This window comes from Haloarcula sp. CBA1122, assembly GCF_009741785.1.
Taxonomy (GTDB): domain Archaea; phylum Halobacteriota; class Halobacteria; order Halobacteriales; family Haloarculaceae; genus Haloarcula; species Haloarcula hispanica.
On record NZ_WPCB01000004.1, the window covers coordinates 74356 to 99170 of the forward strand.

Annotated in this window: 20 protein-coding genes and 1 tRNA gene; 11 read left to right on the forward strand and 10 right to left on the reverse strand. The window is 60.4% G+C overall.

The window, feature by feature from the left end; translation table 11 throughout:
* Positions 1 to 109: 109 nt before the first annotated feature.
* Both GJ630_RS02595 and GJ630_RS02600 read left to right on the forward strand, forming a co-directional pair.
* On the forward strand, positions 110 to 904 hold the full coding sequence (locus GJ630_RS02595) for a glycosyltransferase family 2 protein (protein WP_146418116.1): 795 nt from the start codon (positions 110 to 112) through the stop codon (positions 902 to 904).
* Between the two features lie 90 nt (positions 905 to 994).
* Positions 995 to 2158 (forward strand): glycosyltransferase family 4 protein, encoded by a 1164-nt coding sequence (locus GJ630_RS02600; RefSeq protein WP_146418115.1) that lies wholly within the window; start codon positions 995 to 997, stop codon positions 2156 to 2158.
* Positions 2159 to 2499: 341 nt separating this feature from the next.
* Here the strand turns inward: GJ630_RS02600 and GJ630_RS02605 are convergent, their stop codons facing one another.
* From GJ630_RS02605 to GJ630_RS02620, 4 genes are all read right to left on the reverse strand, one after another.
* Entirely contained in the window at positions 2500 to 2865 is a 366-nt protein-coding gene (locus GJ630_RS02605; RefSeq protein ID WP_146418114.1) for a hypothetical protein, read from the reverse strand.
* A 104-nt stretch (positions 2866 to 2969) separates the two neighbouring features.
* Entirely contained in the window at positions 2970 to 3152 is a 183-nt protein-coding gene (locus GJ630_RS02610; protein ID WP_050007816.1) for a hypothetical protein, read from the reverse strand.
* Between the two features lie 158 nt (positions 3153 to 3310).
* Positions 3311 to 3760 carry a UPF0179 family protein gene (locus tag GJ630_RS02615; protein WP_191449343.1) on the reverse strand — a complete coding sequence of 150 codons (450 nt, stop codon included), beginning with the start codon at positions 3758 to 3760 and terminating at the stop codon, positions 3311 to 3313.
* Positions 3761 to 3792: 32 nt separating this feature from the next.
* The gene (locus GJ630_RS02620) at positions 3793 to 4170 is read right to left on the reverse strand and encodes a DUF5820 family protein (RefSeq protein WP_064288155.1); all 378 of its coding nucleotides are present in this window, start codon (positions 4168 to 4170) and stop codon (positions 3793 to 3795) included.
* A 612-nt stretch (positions 4171 to 4782) separates the two neighbouring features.
* Between GJ630_RS02620 and GJ630_RS02625 the strand changes: the two genes are divergently transcribed.
* From GJ630_RS02625 to GJ630_RS02645, 5 genes are all read left to right on the forward strand, one after another.
* The gene (locus GJ630_RS02625) at positions 4783 to 6855 is read left to right on the forward strand and encodes a PrkA family serine protein kinase (protein WP_014040494.1); all 2073 of its coding nucleotides are present in this window, start codon (positions 4783 to 4785) and stop codon (positions 6853 to 6855) included.
* Positions 6855 to 9137 carry a PrkA family serine protein kinase gene (locus GJ630_RS02630; protein ID WP_191449344.1) on the forward strand — a complete coding sequence of 761 codons (2283 nt, stop codon included), beginning with the start codon at positions 6855 to 6857 and terminating at the stop codon, positions 9135 to 9137. Before GJ630_RS02625 ends, GJ630_RS02630 begins: the two co-directional genes overlap by 1 nt.
* Positions 9128 to 10441, forward strand: a complete 1314-nt coding sequence (locus tag GJ630_RS02635; protein WP_146418111.1) for a YeaH/YhbH family protein — start codon at positions 9128 to 9130, stop codon at positions 10439 to 10441. The genes GJ630_RS02630 and GJ630_RS02635 overlap by 10 nt, the downstream gene beginning before the upstream one ends.
* Complete coding sequence (locus GJ630_RS02640; protein WP_050038142.1) at positions 10438 to 13665, forward strand: SpoVR family protein; 3228 nt, start codon at positions 10438 to 10440, stop codon at positions 13663 to 13665. Before GJ630_RS02635 ends, GJ630_RS02640 begins: the two co-directional genes overlap by 4 nt.
* Before the next feature lie 89 nt (positions 13666 to 13754).
* Positions 13755 to 14147 (forward strand): secondary thiamine-phosphate synthase enzyme YjbQ, encoded by a 393-nt coding sequence (locus GJ630_RS02645; RefSeq protein WP_014040498.1) that lies wholly within the window; start codon positions 13755 to 13757, stop codon positions 14145 to 14147.
* Between the two features lie 30 nt (positions 14148 to 14177).
* Here the strand turns inward: GJ630_RS02645 and GJ630_RS02650 are convergent, their stop codons facing one another.
* A complete protein-coding gene (locus tag GJ630_RS02650) occupies positions 14178 to 16160 on the reverse strand; it encodes a long-chain fatty acid--CoA ligase (RefSeq protein ID WP_191449345.1) in 1983 nt (660 codons plus the stop codon).
* 159 nt (positions 16161 to 16319) lie between these two features.
* Here GJ630_RS02650 and GJ630_RS02655 point away from each other — a divergent pair, with 159 nt between their 5' ends.
* Positions 16320 to 16529, forward strand: coding sequence for a hypothetical protein (locus tag GJ630_RS02655; RefSeq protein WP_008308946.1), 210 nt, complete (start codon positions 16320 to 16322; stop codon positions 16527 to 16529).
* Positions 16530 to 16635: 106 nt separating this feature from the next.
* Here the strand turns inward: GJ630_RS02655 and GJ630_RS02660 are convergent, their stop codons facing one another.
* The 5 genes from GJ630_RS02660 to GJ630_RS02680 form a co-directional block, all read right to left on the reverse strand.
* On the reverse strand, positions 16636 to 16815 hold the full coding sequence (locus GJ630_RS02660) for a hypothetical protein (protein ID WP_008308944.1): 180 nt from the start codon (positions 16813 to 16815) through the stop codon (positions 16636 to 16638).
* Positions 16816 to 16954: 139 nt separating this feature from the next.
* Positions 16955 to 18136, reverse strand: a complete 1182-nt coding sequence (gene glmU / locus GJ630_RS02665) for a bifunctional sugar-1-phosphate nucleotidylyltransferase/acetyltransferase (RefSeq protein WP_191449346.1) — start codon at positions 18134 to 18136, stop codon at positions 16955 to 16957.
* A gap of 110 nt (positions 18137 to 18246) precedes the next feature.
* Positions 18247 to 19500 (reverse strand): DUF4352 domain-containing protein, encoded by a 1254-nt coding sequence (locus GJ630_RS02670; RefSeq protein WP_014040501.1) that lies wholly within the window; start codon positions 19498 to 19500, stop codon positions 18247 to 18249.
* 274 nt (positions 19501 to 19774) lie between these two features.
* Positions 19775 to 19849: transfer RNA gene (locus tag GJ630_RS02675), tRNA-Glu, on the reverse strand.
* Positions 19850 to 20063: 214 nt separating this feature from the next.
* Entirely contained in the window at positions 20064 to 22028 is a 1965-nt protein-coding gene (locus GJ630_RS02680; RefSeq protein ID WP_191449347.1) for a 3-hydroxyacyl-CoA dehydrogenase/enoyl-CoA hydratase family protein, read from the reverse strand.
* Between the two features lie 113 nt (positions 22029 to 22141).
* Between GJ630_RS02680 and GJ630_RS02685 the strand changes: the two genes are divergently transcribed.
* The 3 genes from GJ630_RS02685 to GJ630_RS02695 all read left to right on the forward strand — a co-directional run bounded on the left by GJ630_RS02685 (position 22142) and on the right by GJ630_RS02695 (position 24794).
* On the forward strand, positions 22142 to 23299 hold the full coding sequence (locus tag GJ630_RS02685) for an acyl-CoA dehydrogenase family protein (RefSeq protein WP_191449348.1): 1158 nt from the start codon (positions 22142 to 22144) through the stop codon (positions 23297 to 23299).
* A gap of 280 nt (positions 23300 to 23579) precedes the next feature.
* Positions 23580 to 24137: a serine O-acetyltransferase gene (cysE, locus tag GJ630_RS02690; RefSeq protein ID WP_191449349.1), complete on the forward strand. Its 558-nt coding sequence runs from the start codon at positions 23580 to 23582 to the stop codon at positions 24135 to 24137.
* Positions 24138 to 24182: 45 nt separating this feature from the next.
* Entirely contained in the window at positions 24183 to 24794 is a 612-nt protein-coding gene (locus GJ630_RS02695; RefSeq protein ID WP_191449350.1) for a DNA-3-methyladenine glycosylase, read from the forward strand.
* Positions 24795 to 24815 lie beyond the last annotated feature (21 nt).

Genomic DNA, 24815 nt, shown 5'->3' on the forward strand with positions numbered 1-24815 from the left:
AATATATTTGTGAATAATATTGTAGTATTTTAACCTATAGATGTGACTGGAGCAGCCGAATGTTTCAACACCAACATATATTTAGGTATAATCCAGTAATGTATAATACATGCGCCCACTCTCCGTTTGTATTGCCACATATAATAATTCGGATACAATAAGGAGGGCACTCAACAGCATTAATTCGATAGCTGATGAAATAGTCGTATTAGACAGTCATTCATCTGATGGAACAAGAGATATCGTCAAGGAATATGAAAAGACGGCTATCTATAACTATGAATTTGAAGGGTTCGCAGATATGTTTCGGACTGCAGCAGAGAAGTCATCAAACGAATGGGTTCTCTTTGTTGATGCAGATGAAGAAGTCAGGGAAGATCTAGCTCGGGAGATTCAAAACGCCCTTCATAGACCTTCAGAAGATGCATATAGGGCAGAAAAGCAAAACCGTATGTGGGGACAATGGATGCACGCCACACACAAGCCGCGGCCGATTCTTGCTCGAAAGCAAGCGCTTAGTTGGGATGACTCTTTAGTAGGAGAGGAGTGGAAGGTCAGAGATGGGTTTTCCACAGGTGAACTTCGCAACCCTATTCATCATTATGCCTACGACGATATCGATGAGTATTTAGAAAAGTGGGAGAGGTATACAGCAGCTGATGCACTTGATGAATGGAGAGCAGGATACACACCATCAATTCCGAGATACTATTTAAAAGGCATTGCCGCATTTTGGTATCGATATGTATACGAGAAGGCAATACTTGACGGGTGGCAAGGGTTATTTTTCGCAGTTATGTCTGGTGTTTTCTACCCTGTAGTTGATGCCAAGATGCGATATATCCAGACAATTCAGGGGCAAAATGAGAATTGGGAAGATTGGTGGATCGAGACCAAGCTCTGATATGAGTTGACAATCAGTACCGCTTCAGGGGATTTGTTACGTATTCACTTGATGACAAGATAATAATGGGTGGCGGTATTCAGTTCAGCTATGAAAGTCGGCTTTATAACATCTGAATTCCCACCAAATAACCCAGGGGGTGCAGGAATCAGTAGTAAATTAATAGTTGACAGTATCCGAAATGAAGGGGTTGACATTGATGTATACGCCATCGTTGGCGAAGAATATTCAGTTACACAACAAGACGGGATCTGCCAGCTACCGGACGAGTCGCGCTATCCTGGTCCAAAAACTATCGGAGAGAATATTAGTGTACTTCGTCACCTACCGTCTCCAGATGAATATGATTTACTTCATGTCTATAATGTAAGACATTTGCCAGGAGTGATACTGAAGAGTTCAACTCCAGTTATTTCCACTATGAATAATCACACATGGATATCGCCAGATGCTGAGCAACATCTCCGAGAAGGTTTACCCCAGTATGACTTGCCGACAATCTACCGACACGCTCAAACTAATGGATACACTGGAATTCAGGCGCCAATCCGTAGTGTAATAGAGTATGTCGGGAAAACAATAGCTAGGCGTCTTGATCGATACACCGTGCAGACAGAGGGAATGAAAAAAGTGATGAGTCGTTCTGGGTATGACCCAGAAAAAATAGACGTAATTCCAAATATCTTAGATGACCGATTCAGAACTACTGAGAGAAGTAGCGAACACTATATTCTATTCGTTGGCCAACTGTACGATCACAAGGGACCGCTTGAAGTTATACGAGCGTATGATTCTCTTCCAAGAAAAATAAAAGATAACTGGGAGCTTAGAATCTATGGAAAAGGGGAGCTCGAACCTAAAATTGAGAATTTAATATCCAAGAAAGATCTCACACAAGTAAGTATAAATTATAGTCCATATAGTGAATTACCAGAAATTTATGCTAACGCAGGATTACTCATTCACGCCTCAAAGTACACAGAGCCCTTTTCTCGGACCTGGTTAGAGGCAATGGCGTCTGGAACGCCAATCGTTGCCTCTGAGAACCCTAGTTCATCACATATTCTCAAAGATGTGGCAAAATTCTATGATCCGTTCGATGCGCAGGCATTAGCAGAGACTCTACAGGAGGTACTAGAAAATCAATGTATGAGGGAGTCAATGGCGAAATCTGGAAAACGTGAAGTGGAGAAATATACCCCAGGAAAAATAGGGAAAAAATACGCGAATCTCTACAACCAGATAATCCTATGAATTTGACATAACATCCTCTTCATGGAGTATATATGTTTAATGAATTTACCGGTAAAGGTATTCAAGTTCCTCTCCAGGCCTTTTTAAGGGAACCACTCTGTAAAACATCGTCCGGGCTCTCTAGTATCCGATACCTCTCATCAAGCACGGGACCGGCGGATTCACAACAGGGAAGCCTTGGACACCGAATATCGCGACAGGAAGCTGTCAGCTATGATTTGCTTAACATGACAAAAGCAAGGGGGAGGTTGTAGCTGCGCGCGCAGCGAAGCGAGCACGAAGCGGAGGGCTGGGAGGTGGGGCCGCGGGGCTGTGGTCGAAACGAACGGAGAAGGGGCGCGCTAGTCGCTCGCTACCAGCTCGGCGACCGGGTCAGTCGGCGTGAGATGGGTTTTACCCGCCTCGTACACCGCTTGGGAGTGGCGCGCGATCTTGTATTTCGAAGTCGGCACAGTCTCACTCACCGCCGCAACTACGTCCGCTTGAGTCACTGCTCTCCCCGACTTGAACCGATCCGCCGCATAAACCACTGCCCCGGCCACGGTCACTCGTGCCGTGTCCGAACCGATCGGGACTGAATCGGCCACGTCTAGCAACCGCTCGCCGACACGTACCAGTTCGATCCCTGTTTCCACGTCAATGCCGGCCCCATCGAGGCCCGCCACGACCCAGTCTACCGCCCGAGCGCGAACTACCGGTGCGTCCACGGGCGTCTGCAACCGGGTCTTCCGTGTAGCTGCACACACTCGCTCACGACTTATCTTTTCGAACTATTGGGCCAGCGTTCGCTCCACGCTGCCTGCACGCCCTGCTAACTGCACTGCACCAGCCGCCAGCGACTCCCAGGCCATCCGCCCGGCAACCGCGTGTCTTTGGCCGCTTCCAGATAGTGCGCCGCGTCCGTGGTGGCGTGGTCGGGGAATTCCAAGTTGGCTTTGAGCATCCCGATATCACGGAAGCCCTCGTTCAGCCGCTTGTGTCGATCCGACTGCATCGTGATCGCCTGTGGCGCTACCGCAATCGCTCCATCTTGTCTATCATTCCGGGCTGAGCATGTCGCCCTTACCGTCGGTCGCGAGGAAGAACCTCGTGTGTAATTCCTTGACCCGGGGATCAATAAGCTAACACACAGATACCAAAGAGTGTATTCAACTATTCTCCGGGCGCTTCCAACTCAACCAACGTCAAGTCACGATCTAGCATACAGTAGTCGTGGGGCGGATCGCCGATAATCTCGTCAATCCGGTACTCCTCGTCGAAGTCAGCACCGGCGGGCTCACAGTAGGGATGGCTCGGACACTCGGTGTGTGGACAGGGGCCCATCAGCGAGGCCTTGCTTCCAGCATACGCGCCCTTCGAGGGCACGTTCGCCTGAATCGGCGCAGGCTCGACTTCGACGGCCCGCACGCCGTCTTGATGCATAGCACAGTCTAGCGTCTGGCCGCTCTGTCTGACGCTGGTAATTCGGTAGCGGTTCCCCGTCGTCAAATTGAGGCATTGGTCGCGGTAGGGACAGCCCTCACAGCCGCTGGCTTCGCCGCGGTAGACGAACTCCTCGCCGGCCTCGGCGAGGCGCGTCCCGACGAGCGTGACAGTAGTCATACTGGGTTATAGAGTGTCGCCACGGTAAAGCGTCATGACCGCCCGGTCAGCTCGTCCAGTTTGTCCAGATACGCCTCGCGAGGGACCTGATACAGCGAGCGGTAGTCCAGCTCGCCGTCGGCGAACCGGGTCGCCAGCTCCACGGCACCCTCGACGGCAGTGTCGCGGCGTTCGTAGGAGTCGGCGTCGCGCTCGACTTCGGGCTCCAGATAGAAGGTGACGTACCAGCGCTCCCCGGTCCGGTCAGCGCCGGGGCGTCGGGTTCGTTTCCCGCGCGTGAGATAGATCGTCGGGAGACACGGCGCTGGAAACTGCTCGGAGTCGAAGATGTCCGGGCGGTACGCGAGGATGAGCTTGTCGTCGGTCTCGTTCCACACCGTCCAGTCTTCGGGAAGGGCCGACAGGTCCATACCGTCGAATTGGCGTGGACCGGCAAGAATCCGCTGGTCCGTCCCGAAATCCGCCGGGCCCGGATACCGACACTCGTGCTGACGGCGGCAACGTCGATACGTCAAGCCACAATATCGTGTGGGCCGTTCCCAGTCGCCAATCAAACCAGCAACAGATTCACATCAATCCAGCGCTAAACACTGGCCGACACACCGAAGAGAACAGTTGACAACCGACACAGTATATAAATCCAACTCGAAACCAATGATGCACGCTAACATACATATGGCCCACCATCCCCGTGTTCGGCCTATCACGGCGTCGGAATTTATCGGCGGTATACCCACAAGAGGGCAAAGTTCTTATACGAACAGAGTTCGTACGGTAAATAGTATCGGAAACAGTTCCACACTGTCTCCCGTTACCACAGCAGGTCGGAGCAGTCCCCGTGTTCCGCCCGGCAGGTCAGCCATGGAAGGGCACACGCGTCACCCTGCAGCGAAGGGTGATTCGGCGGCTGTACGCGGTCACATCTGCAGCGGACAGCACCGACGACGAGTAGCCACACAGCCCCGGGACCGTCCCGCAACAGTCGGCGGTCGCCTGCAGCCACGACGAACTACTGAGATAGCATGAGCAAGAACAAAGAGACACTCGAAGCGCTGAGCAAGGAGTACCGTGACACGATACCGGCGGACCTCCGGAAGACGAACACGTTCGACTGGTATCTACAACAGTTGTACGACGAACCGAAGGTAGCCCGCAACGCCCACCAGCGCGTGGCGGACATGTTCGACTACTACGGCAAGACCTACGACGAGGAGGCCGGCGTGGTCGAGTACGAACTGGCGAGCGAAGATCCGCTCAACGACGGCGAGAACACCTTCTACGGGCGGGTCATCCACGAGGCGATCCACGAGTTCGTCAACAAGGTCAAATCCGGCGCTCGCGGACTCGGCCCCGAGAAGCGCATCAAACTCCTCCTGGGGCCGGTCGGGTCGGGCAAGTCCGACTTCGACCGGCAGGTCCGGCGCTACTTCGAGGATTACACCAGCCGGGACGACGGGCGGATGTACACCTTCCGCTGGACGAACCTCTGTGATGTCATCCACGACCAGGACCCCGCCGACGACGTGGTCCGGTCGCCGATGAACCAGGACCCGCTCGTGCTCCTCCCACAGGAGCAGCGGGACAAGGTCATCGAGGACATCAACGCGGAACTCGATGCCCCCTACACTATCCGGAACGAGCAGTCGCTGGACCCCGCCTCGGAGTTCTACATGGATCGGCTGCTGGCCGAATACGACGACGACCTCCAGTCCGTTCTGGAGAACCATATCGAGATCATCCGCTTCGTCGCCGACGAGAACCAGCGCCGCGGGATCGAGACGTTCGAACCCAAGGACAAGAAGAACCAGGACGAGACCGAACTCACCGGCGACGTCAACTACTCGAAGATCGCCATCTACGGCGAGAGCGACCCCCGAGCGTTCGACTACTCCGGGGCGTTCTGTAACGCCAACCGCGGAATCTTCTCTGGCGAGGAGCTGCTGAAGCTCCAGCGGGAGTTCCTCTATGACTTCCTCCATGCCAGTCAAGAACAGACAATCAAGCCCAAGAACAACCCCCGCATCGACATCGACCAGGTCATCGTCGGCCGGACGAACATGCCCGAGTACCGGGACAAGAAGGGCGACGAGAAGATGGAGGCGTTCAACGACCGGACCAAGCGCATCGACTTCCCGTACGTTCTCCAGTACGAGGCCGAAGCCAACATCTACCAGAAGATGCTGCGCAACGCCGACCTACCGGATATTCAGGTCGAGCCCCACACGTTGGAGATGGCGGGCCTGTTCGGCGTCCTCACCCGCATCGAGGAGCCGGACAACGAATCGATAGACCTCGTCCAGAAGGCGAAAGCCTACAACGGCGAAATCGACGAGGCCGACGACGTCGACGTGAAGAAGCTCCGCGAGGAGGCCGAGAAAATGGCCGACATCGGCGAGGGGATGGACGGCGTCTCCCCGCGGTTCATCGGCGACGAGATCGCCGAGGCCATCATGGATTCGATGCACCGCAGCCGGGACTTCCTCTCGCCGCTGACGACGTTCAACCACCTCGAGGGCAACCTCGAGAACCACGGCTCTATCGACGAGGAGTCGTTCAGCAAGTACTACCGCTTCCTCGAACTCGTCCGCGAGGAGTACAAGGAGCGGGCCATCGAGGACGTGCGCCACGCGCTGGCCTACGACATGGACGAGATCCAGCGCCAGGGCGAGAAGTACATGGACCACGTCATGGCTTACATCGACGACGCGACCGTCGAAGACGAACTCACCGGCCGCGAGCAGGAGCCGGACGAACAGTTCCTGCGCTCCGTCGAGGAGAAGCTCAACCTCCCCGAGGACCGCAAGGACGACTTCCGGCAGGAAGTGTCCAACTGGGTGTCCCGGCGTGCCCGCGAGGGTGATACGTTCAACCCACAGGACAACGACCGCCTGCGCCGTGCCCTCGAACGCAAGCTCTGGGAAGACAAGAAACACAACATCAACTTCTCCGCGCTGGTCTCCAGCTCGGAGATGGACGACGAGGAGCGCAACCAGTGGATCGACGCCCTCATCGAACAGGGCTACTCCGAGGAGGGCGCCAAGGAAGTCCTCGAGTTCGCCGGCGCGGAGGTCGCCAAAAGCGAGATGGAAGAGTAATGACCGGCGAGGAGTACATCGACCGCGCGGACGAGTCACTCGACGCCGCCTACGAGGCCCCGATGAGCCTCGCGGAGTACGTCGACACCGTCCTCGAAACGCCCCAGGTCGCAGCCCACGCTTCGAAGTACCTGCTCGATGCAATCGAGGACGCCGGAACACGGATCGTCATCGAGGAGGGCGAGGAGAAGGAGCGCTACCGCTTCTTCGACGACCCGCACAACGACGGGGAACACGCCATCCTCGGTAACACCGAGGTCCTGAACGCGTTCGTCGACGACCTCCGCTCGATTGCGGCGGGCCGCGGGAAAGACGAGAAGATCATCTGGCTCGAAGGACCGACGGCGACCGGCAAGTCCGAGCTCAAACGCTGTCTCATCAACGGCCTGCGGGAGTACTCGAAGACGCCCGAGGGGCGGCGCTACACCGTCGAGTGGAACGTCGCCGGGGCCGGCGGCAACGCCACCAGCATGACCTACGGGAACGCGGCCGTCGGGGACGAGGACGACTGGTACGAGAGCCCCGTCCAGGCCCACCCGCTGACGGTGTTCCCCGACGACGTCCGCACCGATCTGCTCGCCGAGGTCAACGAGCGCCTCGACGACCACATCCCGATCCGCGTCGACGGCGAACTCGACCCGTTCTCGAGGGAGGCCTACGACTTCCTCGAAGAACAGTACCGCCGGCAGGGCGAGACGGACCTGTTCTCGGCGGTCACCCAGCCCGCTCACCTCCGTGTGAAGAACTTCGTCGTGGACGTGGGCCACGGCATCGGCATCCTGCACTCCGAGGACGATGGCACGCCCAAGGAGCGGCTCGTCGGCTCGTGGATGCACGGCATGCTCCGCGAACTGGATTCGCGGGGGCGCAAGAACCCACAGGCGTTTAGCTACGACGGCGTCCTCTCCCAGGGCAACGGCCTGCTGACCGTCGTCGAGGACGCCGCCCAGCACGCTGACCTGCTCCAGAAGCTGCTGAACGTGCCCGACGAGTCTCACGTCAAACTCGACAAAGGCATCGGGATGGACGTGGACACCCAGCTCATCATCATCTCGAACCCGGACCTAGAGGCCCAGCTCAACAAACACGCCGACCGCGAGGGTCAGGACCCGCTGAAGGCGCTGAAACGCCGGTTGGACAAACACGAGTTCACGTACCTGACGAACCTCTCGCTCGAAGCCCAGCTCCTGCGGCGGGAGCTGACCAACGAGACGCAGGTGTGGGACCCCGAGACCTGGGACGAACTAGAGACGTGGATTCAGGAGCCACTGACCATCTCGGTTCGGGACGAAGTCGAGTCGGCGACCGACAAGGAGCTGGCCCCACACACAATCGAGTCCGCGGCGCTGTACGCCGTCGTCTCGCGGCTCGATAGCGCCGAAATCCCGACCGGGCTGGACCTCGTCGACAAAGCGCTGCTGTTCGACCGGGGCTACCTGATGGAGGGCGACGAGCGCGTCGACATCGACGACTACGATCTGGAGACCACCGCCGAGGACGGCGACCACGGTATTCCGGTCACCTACGTCCGCGATATCATCGCCGACCTGCTGCACGAACCACAGGACCGCCACCATCCCGACCTCCCGGTCGAACACGTTCTGATGCCCCGAGACGTGCTCAACGCCGTCGCCGAGGGACTGGTGGATGCCCCCGTGTTCTCCACTGGTGAGGCTACCGAGTACGAGGAGCGTGTTGTGACTGTCAAGAACTACATCTTCGGCCAGCAGGAACAGGACGTGCTCGACGCGATGATGCGGGACAAGCGCGTCGACGAGGCGACCGTCGAAGAGTACATCGAACAGGTCTACGCCTGGGAGTCCGACGACCAGATCGAAAACGAGCGGGGCGAACTCGTCGACCCGGACCCGCTGAAGATGAAGGTGTTCGAGATCGAACACCTGGGCCGCTTCGACGAGAAGAACTATGACGGCAACGAGCCCGACCACGCCGTCGAGCAGTTCCGCACCGACAAAATCATCACCGCCCTGAACCGCCACGCGTGGCAGCGCCGCGACGAGGAGTTCCGCGTCGGCGACGTCAACCCCAAGGAGATTCCGGTCATCAACACCGTCCTCGGGAGCTACGACTGGGACGACATCCAGCGGACCTACGCGGACTTCGAGCCCGGGCTGTGGGACAACCCCCCGTCCGGCACCGAGACGGCCCGCCTCAAGGACAAGACGCTGGATAACATGGTAGAGATGTTCGACTACACGCCGGCGTCGGCCGAACTGACGAGCCGTCACGTTATGAGCCAGGTGAGTTACAGATGGGACTGAAAGACGACCTCGAGCGGTACCGCGACGTGGGCGAGGAGCGCCGACAGGACCTCGCCGAGTTCATCCAGTACGGCGATCTGGGCCAATCTCGGGGCGACTCCGTTCGTATCCCGATCAAGATCGTCGACCTCCCTGAGTTCGAGTACGACCAGCGCGATCAGGGTGGCGTCGGTCAGGGGGAAGGCGCCGAAGAGGGCGACCCGGTCGGCCAGCCACAGCCCCAGCCCGGCGACGACGGTGACGAGGACGGCGAACCCGGCGAGGAGGGCGGCGAACACGAGTATTACGAGATGGACCCCGAGGAGTTCGCCGAAGAACTCGACGAACAACTGGGGCTCGACCTCGAACCGAAGGGCAAGAAAGTCATCGAGGAAAAGGAAGGCGACTTCACGGACATCACCCGGACCGGCCCCTCCTCGACGCTGGACTTCGAGCGGCTGTTCAAGAAAGGACTCAAGCGAAAGCTCGCGATGGACTTCGACGAGGACTACGTCCGCGAGGCGCTCAAAGTCGACGGCTGGGGGCCGGCCACCGTCTACGAGTGGACCCGCGAGGGGAACATGCCCGTCTCGAAGGCGTGGATCGACGACGCCTACGAGGAACTGCCTGCCGACGAGAAAGCCGTCTGGGACTCCATCGAGGAGATGGAGGACAACGTCGAAAAAGTTGAGACCTCACAGCGCATCCGCCGGGAGGGCGTCGACCAGATCCCGTTCCGTCGCGAGGACGAGCGCTACCGCTACCCCGAAATCGTCGAGGAGCGCGAGAAGAACGTCGTCGTCGTGAACATCCGGGACGTCTCCGGGTCGATGCGCCAGAAGAAGCGGGAACTGGTCGAGCGGACGTTCACGCCGCTTGACTGGTATCTCACCGGCAAGTACGACAACGCCGAGTTCGTCTACATCGCCCACGACGCCGACGCCTGGGAGGTCGAGCGCGAGGAGTTCTTCGGCATCCGCTCGGGCGGGGGCACCCGAATCTCCAGTGCGTACGAACTCGCCGCCGAAGTGCTCGAAGAGGAGTACCCCTGGAGCGAGTGGAACCGCTACGTGTTCGCGGCGGGCGACAGCGAGAACTCCTCGAACGACACCGAGGAGAAAGTAATCCCGCTGATGGAACAGATCCCGGCGAACCTCCACGCGTACGTGGAAACCCAGCCGAGCGGCAACGCCATCAACGCCACCCACGCCGAGGAGGTCGAACGCTCCTTCCGCGACGCCGACAACGTCGCGGTCGCGTACGTCTCCTCGCCGGAGGACGTGGTGGACGCCATCTACGACATACTCAGTACGGAGGACCAATGAACGACGACAGATTCGCGAAACAGCGCGTGGCCGACGACCTCGACGAGCCCGTCGAGGAGGCTGGCAATCTCGCCAGAAAGCTCGGGCTGAAACCGTACCCGGTGAACTACTGGATCGTCGACTACGACGAGATGAACGAACTCATCGCCTACGGCGGGTTCCAGCAGCGCTACCCGCACTGGCGCTGGGGGATGCAGTACGACCGCCAGCAGAAACAGGGCCAGTTCCTCGGCGGCAAGGCCTTCGAGATCGTCAACAACGACGACCCGGCCCACGCGTTCCTCCAAGAGTCGAACACGCTGGCCGACCAGAAGGCCGTCATCACCCACGTCGAAGCCCACGCGGACTTCTTCGCCAACAACGAGTGGTTCCGGATGTTCACCGACGGCTCCTCCCGGACGACGACCGATGCGTCCGGCGAGGACCGCCGCCGCGGCCCTGACGCCGCCGGGATGCTCGCCCGCCACGGCGACACCATCCAGGAGTACATGCAAGACCCCGACATTGAGCGGGCCGAGGTCGAGCGGTTCATCGACCACGTCCTCTGTCTGGAGGACAACATCGACCAGCATATTCCCTACAGCCCGGTCGAGACGGTCCCCGAGGAGTTCGAGGACATTGAAGGGGCGGACGTGACCGAGCAGCTGGATGATCTTGAACTCTCCGAGGAGGTCAAACGGCAGGTGTTCGACGAGGAGTGGCTGGACGCCCAGCGCGACGACGACGAGAACGTCACGTTCCCCGCCGAACCCGAGAAGGACGTGCTCGGCTTCCTCCGGAAACACGGCATGCAGTACGACGGGGACGCCGAACGCGCGACCGAGATGGAAGATTGGCAGACGGAACTCTTGGAACTGCTCCGACGGGAGGCCTACTACTTTGCGCCGCAGAAAATGACGAAGGTGATGAACGAGGGTTGGGCCTGTGTAGACCCTGAGACGCCGGTTTTCACGGCTGATGGGTTAGTTCCAATGGAGGACGTGGTATCGGACCATGTCACCGTCTCCGATGGTGAACAAGCACGCGAAGTGTACGACTCTAACATTATCCCGGACCACGATACCGTGACGATAGAGACACGTCGTGGGTTCGAGTTGACCGGATCGAACAATCACCGTGTGCGTCAGCCCGATGGAGACTGGGTCAGACTTGATGAACTGGAGACTGGCGATGAAATCGCCGTCACTGGCGGGAACGGGACGTGGCCCGAGACGAACGTCCCAATCGAGTGGACCTGTTCGGAATACACGTCGCTGAATGACGTCGCTGATGAGGCGGGTGTCTCCGTCTGGACCGTAATGCGGTATCGGCGTACAGGTAGCGCCGAAAAGGCTGAGGCTATCGACCGCGCACTCGACGGCTACGAAGAAGGCGGTAACGCTGGGTTGAGTAACAGAGAGTCGATCCGCATCCCTGAAACCGTTGATGAGTTATTCGGGCGATTCCTCGGTTTGTTAATCGGAGACGGACACGTTCCGTCGAATTCCCGCCATATCGGGTTTACATCCGGTAAACAGGCCCATGCGGAAGAGTTCGCTGGGCTTCTCTCGGAACTGTTCGGTATCGAAGCGACGGTCGAACGGCAGGAGTCACGGTGGCGAGTCTACGCGTATTCGAAGAATCTCCGTGACTTGCTCACTGAGGAATTCGACCTCCCAACTGGTGTCGCTGCTGCTGAAAAAACGGTCCCAGACCAGATTCTGCGGTCGCCGAAACAGGTGGTCGCCGAATTCATTCGCGGTCTATTCGACGCCGATGGGTACGCCGGAGAGCAGGGTGCGATCCTGTCGACAAAGAGCGAAGATCTCTCGAAAAGGGTTCAGCTACTACTGACGAACTTCGGAGTTCTGAGCCGACGGCGGGAGCAGTCGGACGGCTGCTATCACGTCCATCTCACCGGTGCGTCTGCAAACACCTTCGCCGACGAAATCGGGTTCGGATACGAGGCAAAAGCGACGGAACTGTCGACGTACCTCGATGAACTCGCCTGGTTCGAAACTGAATCGTGGACAGACGAAATTGTCGATGTCGAAACCGGCACCGGAGATGTGTATGATATCTCCGTTGAGGAGACGCATCGGTACGCTGCCGCGGGGTTCGTCAACCACAACTCCTACTGGGAATCCACGATGATGACCGGCGAACAGTTCGCCGGCGACGACGAGTTCATCCTCTACTCCGACCACATGTCGAAGGTGCTCGGGTCGGGCGGGCTGAACCCTTACAGCCTCGGCCTGGAGATCTGGGAGTACGTCGAGAACACGGAGAACCGCCGCGAGGTCATCGAGCGCCTGCTCCGCGTCGAGGGCATCACCTGGCGGAACTTCGACGAGAGTGTCGATTACAAGATGGTACAGGACCACCTCGAACCGCCGGCGTGGCTCACTGCTGTCCCGAACCACCTCGACGACCTCGACCCCGAGGACCCGCGGGTCGATAGCGACGGGCTGGCGGCGGCCCGCGACGGCGAGTTCGACGTGGAGCAGTACCCCTGGAAGGTGCTGACCTACGAGGGGCTGGCCCAGCGCCACTACTCGCTGGTCAAGCCCCAGTACCGCGGCTTCGTCTCCCGGGTTGGGCAGGAGGAACTGGAGCGGACCGCCCGCTACATGTTCGACAATTCGCGCTACGACAGCGTCGAAGACGCACTCGACGACGTGGATTACACCCGCGGGTGGGAGCGCATGCGGGAGATCCGCGAGAGCCACAACGACGTGACCTTCCTCGATGAGTTCCTCACCCAGGAGTTCGTCGACGACAACGACTACTTTACCTACGAGTACACCCACGCTTCGGGTGACTACCGGGTGACCTCGACGGACCACGAAGACGTCAAGAAGAAGCTCATGCTGCAGTTCACCAACTTCGGGAAGCCCACCGTCGTCGTCGAGGACGGTAACTACCAGAACCGCAACGAACTGCTGCTCGCTCATCAGTACAACGGCGTCATGCTCGACATCGGCCAGGCCAAGGAAGTGCTCAAGCGCACCTTCGAACTCTGGGGCCGACCGGTGAACCTGCTGACCATCGTCAAGGAGTTCGACGACCACGACGTGGAGGTCGCCAAGCGCCGCGACCGCGAACCCGAACCAGAAGAGGTCGGCAAGCGCATCCGCTACGACGGCGACGAAGTGACTGTCACCGATGTCGACTGGTCCGAGGTCGAACACCTCACAGCAACTGACATCGACTACAACACCAAGCCGGACGAGTGGCTTGCCTGAAGGGCGGAGTTTGAACGAGGCCGCGTTTTCCGACCTGTGACGCTGAGCGTAGCGGTACGCTTGAGTTCCGTCCGCTCGTGGGCGCAGATATGCCAACGAATCGGTTCACTGTCGCGACTGACGACCAGCTCTCGGTAGTCGACATCACCGACCGAGTCCGGGACGTGATTCCCGAAGACGCCGAGGGGACCTGTACAGTGTTCGTCCGCCACACCACCGCGGGCATCACAGTCAACGAGGCCGAGCCGCGGCTGCTCGGTGACCTCAGTGACGCACTCGGGGACCTCGTCCCGGACAGCGGGTGGGACCACGACGAACTGGACGGCAACGCGGACGCACACGTCCGGGCGATGTTTGTGGGGCCGAGCGAGACGATTCCCGTCCGCGACGGGGGCCTCGATATGGGGACGTGGCAGTCCGTGCTGCTCGTCGACTGCGACGGGCCGCGAGAACGAGCCGTCGACGTGGTCGTCACCGACTGAGGCGGCGACAGCATTACTGACGACTACCAGTCAGACAGCCTCGACCTGCTGTTCGCCGTATATCTCTGCGAGTTTCTCGCGGTACGCGCTGCGGATGTTGCGGCGCTTCTTTTTCATCGACGGCGTGAGCAAGTCGTTCTCGGCGGTCCACTCCCGGGAGACGAGCGCGAACGACTTGATCCGCTCGACGCGTTCGAGTTCCTCGTTGACCGCGTCGACGGCAGTCTGGACCCACGCGTGGACGCGGTCGTCCTCGACTAGTTCCTCGGGGTCGTCGGGGAGGTCGACGCCCTCGCTGTCGGCCCACCGGCGGAGTTCCTCGAAGTTCGGGACGATTATCGCGCCGACGAACTTCTGGTCGTCGCCGACGACCATGACCTGATCGACCCGGTCGTTCGTCGCGAACTGGTCTTCGATGGGCTGTGGTGCGACGTTTTTCCCCGTCGAGAGGACGAGCAGTTCCTTGAGGCGGTCGTGATAGATGAGGAAGTCGTCGTCGGTCCGTTCGACGATGTCGCCGGTGCGGAACCACTGGGTGCCGTCGATTTCGGTGAAGGCCCGCGTCGTCGCGTCGGGCGCGTTCCAGTACCCCTGCGTGACGTTCGGGCCGTCGACGAGCAGTTCGCCCACGTCGCCAGTGACGCCGTCGAATTCGCTGGCGTCGACGACGTCGGTATCGATGTGAACGTCGACCTCAGTCAGCGGAGCACCCAGGGTTCCGGGACGGACGTCTTCCGGCGGGTTCACCGTCAGAACCGGTGAGGTCTCAGTGAGGCCGTACCCTTCGAGTATCGTCAGCCCCATCCCGAGGAACGTCTCACAGAGCGTTTTCGAGAGACTCCCGCCGCCGCTGACCATGAACTCGATGTTCCCACCGAGCCGTTCTTTGACCGTGCTGTAGACGAGTCGATCAGCGAGCGAGTGTTTCGCAGTGAGTATCGGTCCCGGGTCGTCAGTCCGGGCGTAGTCGCGGGCCACGTCCATCGACCAGTCGAAAATCCGCTTTTTGAGCGGGGACTCGCTGGCCTGCGTTCGCATATTGTCGAAAATACGCTCGTAAACTCTGGGGACGCTCAGCCCGGTCATCGGTTTGACGGTCTGGAGGTCGTCGGCCAGCGTATCCGGGCTTTCGGCGTAGCTCACAGCCGCGCCGGAGGCGTACATGAAGAAATGGCCCGCGAGGCGCTCGAAGACGTGGGCCAGGGGGAGGAACGCTATCGAACGCGTCTCGGCGGTGACGGTCGGCAGGTCCGGCGGCTTGTCCGGTCGTGGCCCGATTCGCCTGCGGGCCTGATTGACGTTCGCTCGGAAGTTGCGGTGAGTGAGTTGGACCCCTTTCGGTTGGCCCGTCGTCCCGGAGGTGTAGATGAGGCTCGCCAGATCGTCGGGGTCGCGGTCGTCCAGCCAGGACTGGTACGCCGACTCGCTGAACGTCTCCTCGCCGCGCCTGTACACTGTTTCGAGTGTGTACACGTCCTCGCGGTCCACGTCGATGTCGTCCATGACGACGATGAACGAAAGCGACAGGTCCTCCTCGATAGCCAGGACACGGTCCAGCATCTCGGCGTTCTCCACGACGACGGCGCTCGCCTCTGGGTCCGACAGCAGATACTGCACCTGTTTCGGCGAGGAATCCGTGTACACGGTCGTCACCACCCCGCCCGCAGACAGAACGGCAAAGTCGCTCAGCGCCCACTCCATCCGCGTGTTGGCCAGAATACCGACGCGGGCGTCCGGGCCGACACCGAGGTCACGGAACCCTGCGGCCAGGTATTTGACCAGGTGATGCATCCGCTCGTAGCTGATCTCGGCGTAGTCGCCGTCGGGAGCCGCCGGTATCACGTCGCCAGTCAGTGACCGGTCGTAGACACCACCCTTGTACAGTTGGGCGGTCGTGTCGGCGTTCCGGGCCGCGCTTGCGGCAAACATTTCGCCCAGCGTGTCGTCGCCGATGACGTCATCAGTGTGCGCTTCCTCGGCCGTCCGCCAGTCAGAGTGATTGCCCGCAGTCATGTCATACCGCAGTGTTCACTAGGCCAGCCCAAATATGTGCAGGATGTTAACACTCAATTGGTTTGTCGGAGTTGATTCCGTCAACGGTTTTGGAAGAAGGGGCGACGAGTGGCAACCTGTCTCGCCAAAGCTTTGTCATGAGAGCGAGATAGCCATCACATGGTCGTCTCGACGGAACCAGCCTGGGGTGATGCCGTGGAGCAGTTCGTCAAAGAGTACGAGAGCGCCATCGTGTACGCCGATATCGAGCAAGAGACAGTCCTGCACGAGGGAGCGGTTCGCGTCCTCGCAAACGGCTGGGTCGAACTACCCACGGGGCGACTCCTCTCACCAGACGCAGTCCACCACATCGATGCGCAGGTGGACTGAAAAGAGCGTGCGAGTTTGCCAGCGAAGGGATGCACCCGAAGACCGGAGTCGCGGGTGCGCACCCGGAAAGCGGTACACCGTCCGGAAGACAGTTAGAACAGACGTGTTACTGCCACTCTAGTCGGCAGTCCTCGTTGCAAAAGTGGGCGGTTTCGACGCTGCCGTCTTCTATCCATGTGATGACACGGTGTGTCACTTCGTTAGCGATAGCGTCGCCGCAGGTAGCACACTCCGGTGCCTCGTCCTCGTCGATATTCTCGTGGTGATCTGATGTCGGGTCGACCATCTTAGTTGAGAGTGTCTTTCACGCCACTTAATCCCACATACTTGCACTGAACGTCACGAACGTACACGAATGTCGAATCGGTTACAGAAGGCTAGCTACACGTAGTTACCGCAAACAGACGCTCGATAGAAGATGCCCGCTATCGGTCTCGCGTGACGGATTCGCCAGGGGTTGTCGTCGCGCCCGAGGAGAGGACGACACCGGCGTTCAGGCTCGTGTTGATAGCCGTCTTCGCGCCGTCGCCTGCGACGACGCCGAACTTCCGCCGCCCCGTCGAGACGCGGTCGCCTTTCACTGTCATCCGGACCGGGTCGCCGTCGTGGCGGAGGTTCGCTACCTGCGTTCCCGCGCCGAAGTTGACCTCGCGCCCGATGACGCTGTCACCGACATAGGAGACGTGGGGCACGTTCGAATCGGCCATCAGCACCGTGTTCTTGAGTTCGACCCCGTGGCCGACGTGAGTGTCCTCGCCCAGCAGGGTCGCCCCGCGGACGTAGGCGTTCGGTCCGACGTGTGCGCCCGAGCGGACCAGCGCCGGTCCCTCGATGACGACGCCGGGTTCGACGACCGCGCCCTCCTCGACGACGACTTCGCCACGCAGGTCGGCGTCACCGCGCACCTCGCCGTCGAGTCGCCGGTCCAGTTGTCCGAGTTTCCACTCGTTGGCTTCCAGCAGTTCCCAGGGACGGCCCACGTCGAGCCAGCGGTCGACCTCGACGGCGGTGACCGTCGACTCCTCGATGACTTTGGCGAGCACGTCCGTGATCTCCCGCTCGCCGCGGTCGCTGAGCGGCACATCGAGCCAGTCCCGCGCTTCCGCCGGGAAGACGTACGCTCCTGCGTTTGCGAGGTCCGTCGGTGGGTCGTCGGGCTTCTCGACGATGCCGGTGACGGCGTCGCCATCCGTCGACAGCACGCCGTAGCTCGTGGGGTCGTCGACGCGGTAGGCGGCGACCGACGGTGCGGCGTCGAAGAGGCCGCTGAGACTCGCAGCGTCGTAGAGGTTGTCGCCGTTGAGGACTGCGAAGGGACCGTCGAGGTGCTCCCTCGCAGCGGCGACAGCGTCGGCGGTCCCCAGTTGCTCCTCCTGAACGGCGAAGCTGACCGGGACGCCGTTGTACTCGTCGCCGAAGTACGAGCGGACCGCCTCGGCCTCGTAGCCGACGACGAAGATGAGTTCGTCGGCCCCCGCCTGGATTGCCGTGTCGGCGGTGTGTGCCACCAGCGGCCGGTCCGCGACCGGGAGCATCGGCTTCGGTGTGTGGTCTGTCAACGGCCGCATACGCGTCCCCTGGCCTGCCGCGAGTACGACTGCTTGCATGGTCGGTCCGTTGCTCGGACCCGAAAAATACCTACCGCTGTTGACTCGTTCAGGAGGCGGATTATCGAGAAGTCACGCTGATTCGGTCGTGGAGAAAGCCCTATCTACACCTATTCCACGGCCTCGAACGTCCACTCTGCCCCGAATGGCGTCGTCCGGTAGTCCCACCGCCTGTCCGCGTCCGGTTCCGTTACCAGTTCGATGGTCCTGGTTTCCCCAGCGGGAATCCGCTGCGTGTAGGGGCCATCAGAGTCAATGTACCACGTATCTGCGGAATAGCCGGCAAGTATGCCTGGTTCCTCGGGCGTCTTGAACTCGAAGATGGACTTGAACATCCCTGCGCTGTCGCCCACGTTCTCGACCTCCATCTCGACTATCGCTTCATCGCCCGTGACGTCCTCCGGCGGAACGTCGATGTTCGCCAGTTCGAACTCGGGGAAGCCACCGGGCGACTGAAGCGGGATTTCGATATCAGCGACTGCACTCCCTTCTGCGAGATTTATGCCGAACGCGAGGTTGTCAATCTTGGCCTTCGGGACAGCGTAAATCAGATGGCCGCTGTAGGTCTGCCCTGGGTTGATGTTCTCCCCGGCTGCGTTCGTCCCGTCACGACCTGCGGCCGACTCGCTCACGAAGCTCGATTCGGGAACGACAAAGTCGTCTTTCGACACCGTCTTCGCCTCGCCAGTTCCGTTCTCGAACGTCACGCTCAGAATCAGGAGGATATTATCTGAGACCGTTTCGCGAATGGCATGGACAGTGTTATCGCCCAAAGCCCGTTCGCCAGAGGGGAGCTCGTAGGCGATCATCTGTTCGTAGGACATATCAGACACTGTGGCCTGAACGCCGCTCGCAAGCTCGATGGTTTCCCCAGTGCTCCCCCGCTTCGGGAGGACCGACACGGTTGACGTGACCGTATCGTCGACGGCGTAGAAGTCCGACGACGGTTCAAACGCCCAAGCACCGGCGTACTCGGCGTCGACACGATAGCTATGCGAGACTTCTTCGCCGGACGCCAGTCCGTCAGCGTTGACGGTGACTGTCTGTGGCTCAGTGTTAGCTGCTTCCGAATGGACGAACTCTATGGTTGCGTTCCCGGATATCGGCTCACCACCGACATTGACGGCAGTCACGTCACCCTCGATGGTGTCACCGAACGCGACCTCCTTTGGCCCATTCACGGAGAGCAGTTTCAGCCGTGCCGGTGCCTCTTGATCTACTTCATACGTTGGTTCCGGCGTTGGTGTCGACTCACTGGTTCCGTCTCCGCCGTCTCCGTCTCCCCCGTCGCTCCCACTACATCCTGCAAGGCTGAGTGCAGCGATGCTGCTTCCGATCGTACTTACGTATGTTCGCCGTTTCATATACTACTGGCTTCATATACATATATAAATATGTTTTCTTTCACCTACGTAATTGTCAAATATCAACACAGAGAGTGGCTGAATTGCAAAGCCTGGAGGCTGAACTCACAGTTACGTGCGGACTGGGCAGAGTAGTAACGGATCGAACAGCGGGCACAGCAGTCGCTCACTATAGTAACAATTGAAACAGTTCACACACTGATCACACTGCTGTCGTGCGATCAGGCGTGGGTTGGTTTTCAATGGCTACTATAGTTTGGTTACGACAGTAATGTGCTCGGTCAGGGATTTGAACCCTGGTCCTCGGCTCGAAAGGCCAAGATGATTGGCCGGACTACACCAACCGAGCGTACTCAATCGTTCCGGGTGGACCAATTTAACCCCATCGAAATCAACGCTACCTGAGGATGCGTACCACAGACGTACGACTGTTGTGAGTCGGCAGGCTCCAGTAGCGTGTGTCAAAAAGATACGACGTATTCAGCCGGTGGGCGACTGTCCGCTATTACTTGCCTTCGAAGTCCGGCTCACTTCCGTCAGAGCGAAGCTCTGAGACGGTCGCCTCACTTCCCTTCGAAGTTCGGCTCCCCGTCGCCCATGAACGCGTTGATGCCCTCCATCACGTCGTCGGTCCCGATGAGATGACCGAAAGCCTGTGATTCGACTTCGAGGCCGGCATCGATGTCGTCGCGGCCGGCCAGCATCGCGCGCTTGGTGAGTTTCTGTGCGACCGGCGGGCCGGCGGCCATGTCTTTGGCCAGTTCGAGTGCGTGCTCGTGGAGGGCGTCGTTGTCGACGACCTCGTTAATGAAGCCGTATTCGGCCATCTCGTCGGCGTCGTAGCGGTCGCCGGTGAAGATAATCTCCTTGGCGCGGCCTTCGCCGACGATGCGGGCGAGGCGCTGTGTGCCGCCCCACCCCGGCAGGAGGCCGAGGTTGTGTTCGGGCTGGCCCAGTTCGGAGCGCTCCGAGGCCACGCGGAGGTCGGCACAGGTCGCCAGTTCCATCCCGCCGCCCAGCGCGTAGCCGTCGATGCCGGCGACGACCGGCATCGAGCACTCCTCGAGCTTCCCGAAGGTTTGCTGGCCCTTGCGGGAGAGTTCGATGGCGTCCAGCGGCGTCGCGTTCGAGGCCATCGCCTGCACGTCTGCCCCGGCGGAGAACGCTTTGTCGCCGGCCCCGGTCAGCAGGATGGCGCGCACCTCGTCGTCGTCTTCGAGCAGGTCGACGGCGTCGGCGAGGTCGTCCATCAGCTCAGGGCTGACGGTGTTCATCCGGTGTGGGCGGTCGAGTTCGATGTGACCGACCATGTCACCGGGGTACTCGACGGTGACATTATCGAACTCCGCTGGAGCCTCGTCCTCGGTACTGTAAAAGCCACCTTCCGCCGCGGCCTCTCGGAGGCCGTCAGAGACCGCGTAGCGCTCCGCGCCGGTCTCCTCGTGGGTTTCCTCAAGCGTGTCGACGAGCGTCTCGAGACCGGTCTTGTCGGCTATCTTCGCGGGACCGTCCGGGAAGCCGCCGCCGAGCTGGACGGCCTGGTCGATGTCTGCAACGGGGGCCACGTCGTTCTCGACGAGCTTCCCGACCTCGTTTGCCATCACGGCGACGAGGCGGTGCTCGACGTCTTCGCGGCCGGCGTCGGTCGGAATATCGACGCCGCCGTTCTCGTAGTCGTAGAAGCCCTTGCCGGTCTTCTTCCCGAGTTCCTCGTTCTCGACTTTCTCCTCGAGCAGGGGACACGGGGCGTAGGGCTCGCCCAGCACTTCGTGCATATATTCGAGGACGTGGAGGCCGACGTCGTTACCGACCTGATCGGAGAGTTCGAACGACCCCATCGGCAGGCCCATGTCGAACTTCGTCGTCGAGTCGACCTCGGCGATGGTCGCTTCCTCGCCGTGGACGAGCCAGGCGGCCTCGTTCATCAGCGGGACGAGGATGCGGTTGACGATGAACCCCGGCGAGTCCTTGCGGACGCGGACCGGCGTTTTGTCGAAGTCTTCGGCGAGCGCCTCGATGGCGTCCAGCGTCTCGTCGCTGGAGTGTGCACCGGAGATGACTTCGACCAGCTGCATCCGGACCGGCGGATTGAAGAAGTGCATCCCACAGAACTGCTCGGGTCGCTCGGTCACTTCCGACAGTTCCGTGATGGAGAGGCTGGACGTGTTCGTGGCGAAGATGGCGTCTTCGGGCGCGTGTTCTTCGACCTCCGTGTACACGTCCTTCTTGATCTCCATTTTCTCCGGCACGGCTTCGATGACCACGTCGACGTCGCTGACTGCTTCCTCGACATCGACCAGCGGCGTGACGCGGTCAAGCGCCGCATCGGCTTCCTCCTGGGTGAGCTGGTCTCGCTCGGCCAGCTTGTTCAGCGACCATTCGATGTTGTCGTAGCCGTCCTCGACGAACTCGTCTTTGATGTCACGCATCCGCACGTCGTAGCCTGCGATGGCGGCCACTTCGGTGATTCCATGGCCCATGTTCCCGGCACCGAGCACGGCGATAGTGTCAATATCCTCGAAATCCATGACATATCGTTCCACTGCCGGCCGAGGCTTCAACGTTTCTCTCATTAGAAAACCACTCTCCAGTTTATTTCGGATTACAAACCATTAATGCATTTCACGTCAACACACCACATATGGACTTCGAACTGACAGAAGAGCAGCGACAGATACAGGACGAGATCGCCCGGTTCGCCGAAAACGAAATCAAGCCCGTCGCGACCGAGTACGACACGGAAGAGAAGTTCCCTCGAGAGATCGTCGAGAAGGCCGCCGAGATGGGGCTGACAGGCGCGAACATCCCGATGGAGTACGGTGGCGCAGGCTACGACACGCTGACCAACGCTATCATCGCCGAGGAACTGTTCGCGGCCGACCCCGGAATCGGCCTGAGCATCCAGTCGGCCGCCTTCGGTGCTGACGCCCTCATCGGGTTCGGCTCAGAGGCCCAGAAAGAGGAGTACCTGGAGCCTGTGGCAACTGGGGACGCCATCATGGGCGCGGCCATCTCCGAACCAGACACCGGCTCGGACGTGTCGTCGGTGTCGACACAGGCGCGCAAGGAGGGCGACGAGTGGGTCATCAACGGCAACAAGATGTGGATCACCAACGGCTCGGTCGGCGACTACTTCGTCGTGCTCTGTGAGACCGACCCGGACGCGGAGGGGCGGTACAACGGCTTCTCACAGATTCTCGTCGAGTCCGACCGCGATGGGTTCGAGGCCGAGAAGATCACGGGGAAGCTCGGCATCCGTGCGTCGGACACGGCAGAACTCATCCTCAACGACGTGCGCGTCCCCGAGGACAACCTTGTGGGAACGCGCGGGGCCGGCTTCCTCCAGATAATGCAGTTCTTCGACGAGACCCGGACCGGCGTGGCCGCACAGGGTGTCGGTATCGCCCGCGGGGCCGCCGAGCGTGCCCTGGAGTACGCCCAAGACCGTGAGCAGTTCGGCCAGTCCATCTCGGAGTTCCAGGCCATCCAGCACAAACTCGCCGAGATGTTCACCGAAATCGAGGCGGCACGCCAGCTAACTCACAAGTCCGCCTGGAGCGTCGACAACGACGCCGACAAGCTCACCCAGCTGGCCTCAATGGCCAAAGAAAAGGCCTCCCGCGTCGCCGTCGAAACAGCCGACGAGGCCGTCCAGATCCACGGCGGCGCTGGCTACGTCAACGACTTCGACGTCGAGCGGTTCTACCGCGACGCCAAGATCACCCAGATCTACGAGGGGACGACCGAGATCCAGAAGAACATCATCGCCCGAGAACTGCTCGGGAAGGGCATGACCTGAGCAGTCCCCGGTTGTCGACGTGAGACACCCGTCTCCCGAGGGTGCGCTCGTTGAGTGAGGAACGACAGCAGTCCAACCGCTGCTTTTTAAGCCGCCGAGCAACGTAGAGTAGCCAACGATGGGCGACCGAGTCCCACGCCGTGCTACTCGCCCGCTCCGGACCGTAATCAGTGGTTGCTCCCCCCGTCGCCGTTGTTGTCCCCGGTGACTCCTGTCCGGTGACTCAGACCACGACCGACTGTCTCGTGTGCAGACGATACGCTCCCCCCACACTACACTAATGTTCGACCGACTGAAAACGGATATCCGTACAGCACTCGCAAAGGACCCGGCGGCGACGAGCGCCGTGGAGGTCGCACTCACGTACCCCGGCCTGCACGCGATCTGGGCCTACCGCGTCGCTCACTGGCTCTGGACGAACGACCGGACGCTGGTCGCCAGGCTTATTTCCCACGTCACGCGGTTCCTGACCGGCGTCGAGATACACCCCGCCGCGGAGATCGGCGAGCGCGTGTTCATCGACCACGGGATGGGCATCGTCATCGGGGAGACGGCCGAAATCGGCGACGACGTGCTCCTGTACCACGGTGTCACCCTCGGCGGCACGTCCATGCGCCGCGAAAAGCGCCACCCGACGGTCAGGGACGGCGCGACCATCGGCGCTGATGCCTCGATAATGGGGCCGATCACCGTTGGAGAGAACGCGTCCGTCGGCGCTGGCGCAGTCGTCGTCGATGACGTGACCCCCGAAACGACAGTCGTGGGCAACCCGGCGGAGCCTGTCGGCGCTGCCGGTGTCGCCTCACCAAATCCGGACCCTATCATCGCTGACGGCTAACGGCGACAGATACGTTCTTTTCCGTCGAGTCAGTATCACAGAGCCATGAGTGACTCGCCACATGAGGTGTTACGCGCAGACCCCGATATCGGGCCGCTGGTCGAGACACACGGCGAACTCACGCTCGACCCGGCGTCGGACCTTTTCGAGCGGCTCGTCGTCTCGATTCTCCGCCAGCAGGTGTCGATGGCGTCGGCCGCCGCGACACGGGAGCGACTGTTCGACGCCGTCACCGTGACACCGGCGGGCATCAAAGACGCTGACAACGACCTCCTCCGGGACGCCGGGCTCTCGCGGCAGAAAACCCGCTACGTCAACGAGGTCGCCGATGCGTTTCTGGAACACGGCTACTCGCTGGAAACGTTCGAGGACGCCGCCGACGAGGAGATCCACGAGGAACTGACCGCCATTACGGGTGTCGGCGACTGGACCGCAAATATGCAACTCCTGTTTGCCTTCGGCCGCGAAGACGTGTTCCCGGTCGGCGACCTCGGTATCCGCAAGGGATTCGAGGCCGTCGTCGGCGACGGGTACAGCCGCGCGGAGATGCGGGAGTACGCCGATCGCTGGTCGCCGTATCGGAGCTACGCGAGCCTGTATCTGTGGCGGGCCAGCGAGGATATCGCCGAAAGCGTCGCAGAAGTGCGCGAGGACTGAGACGGCTCGAAAGCTGGTACT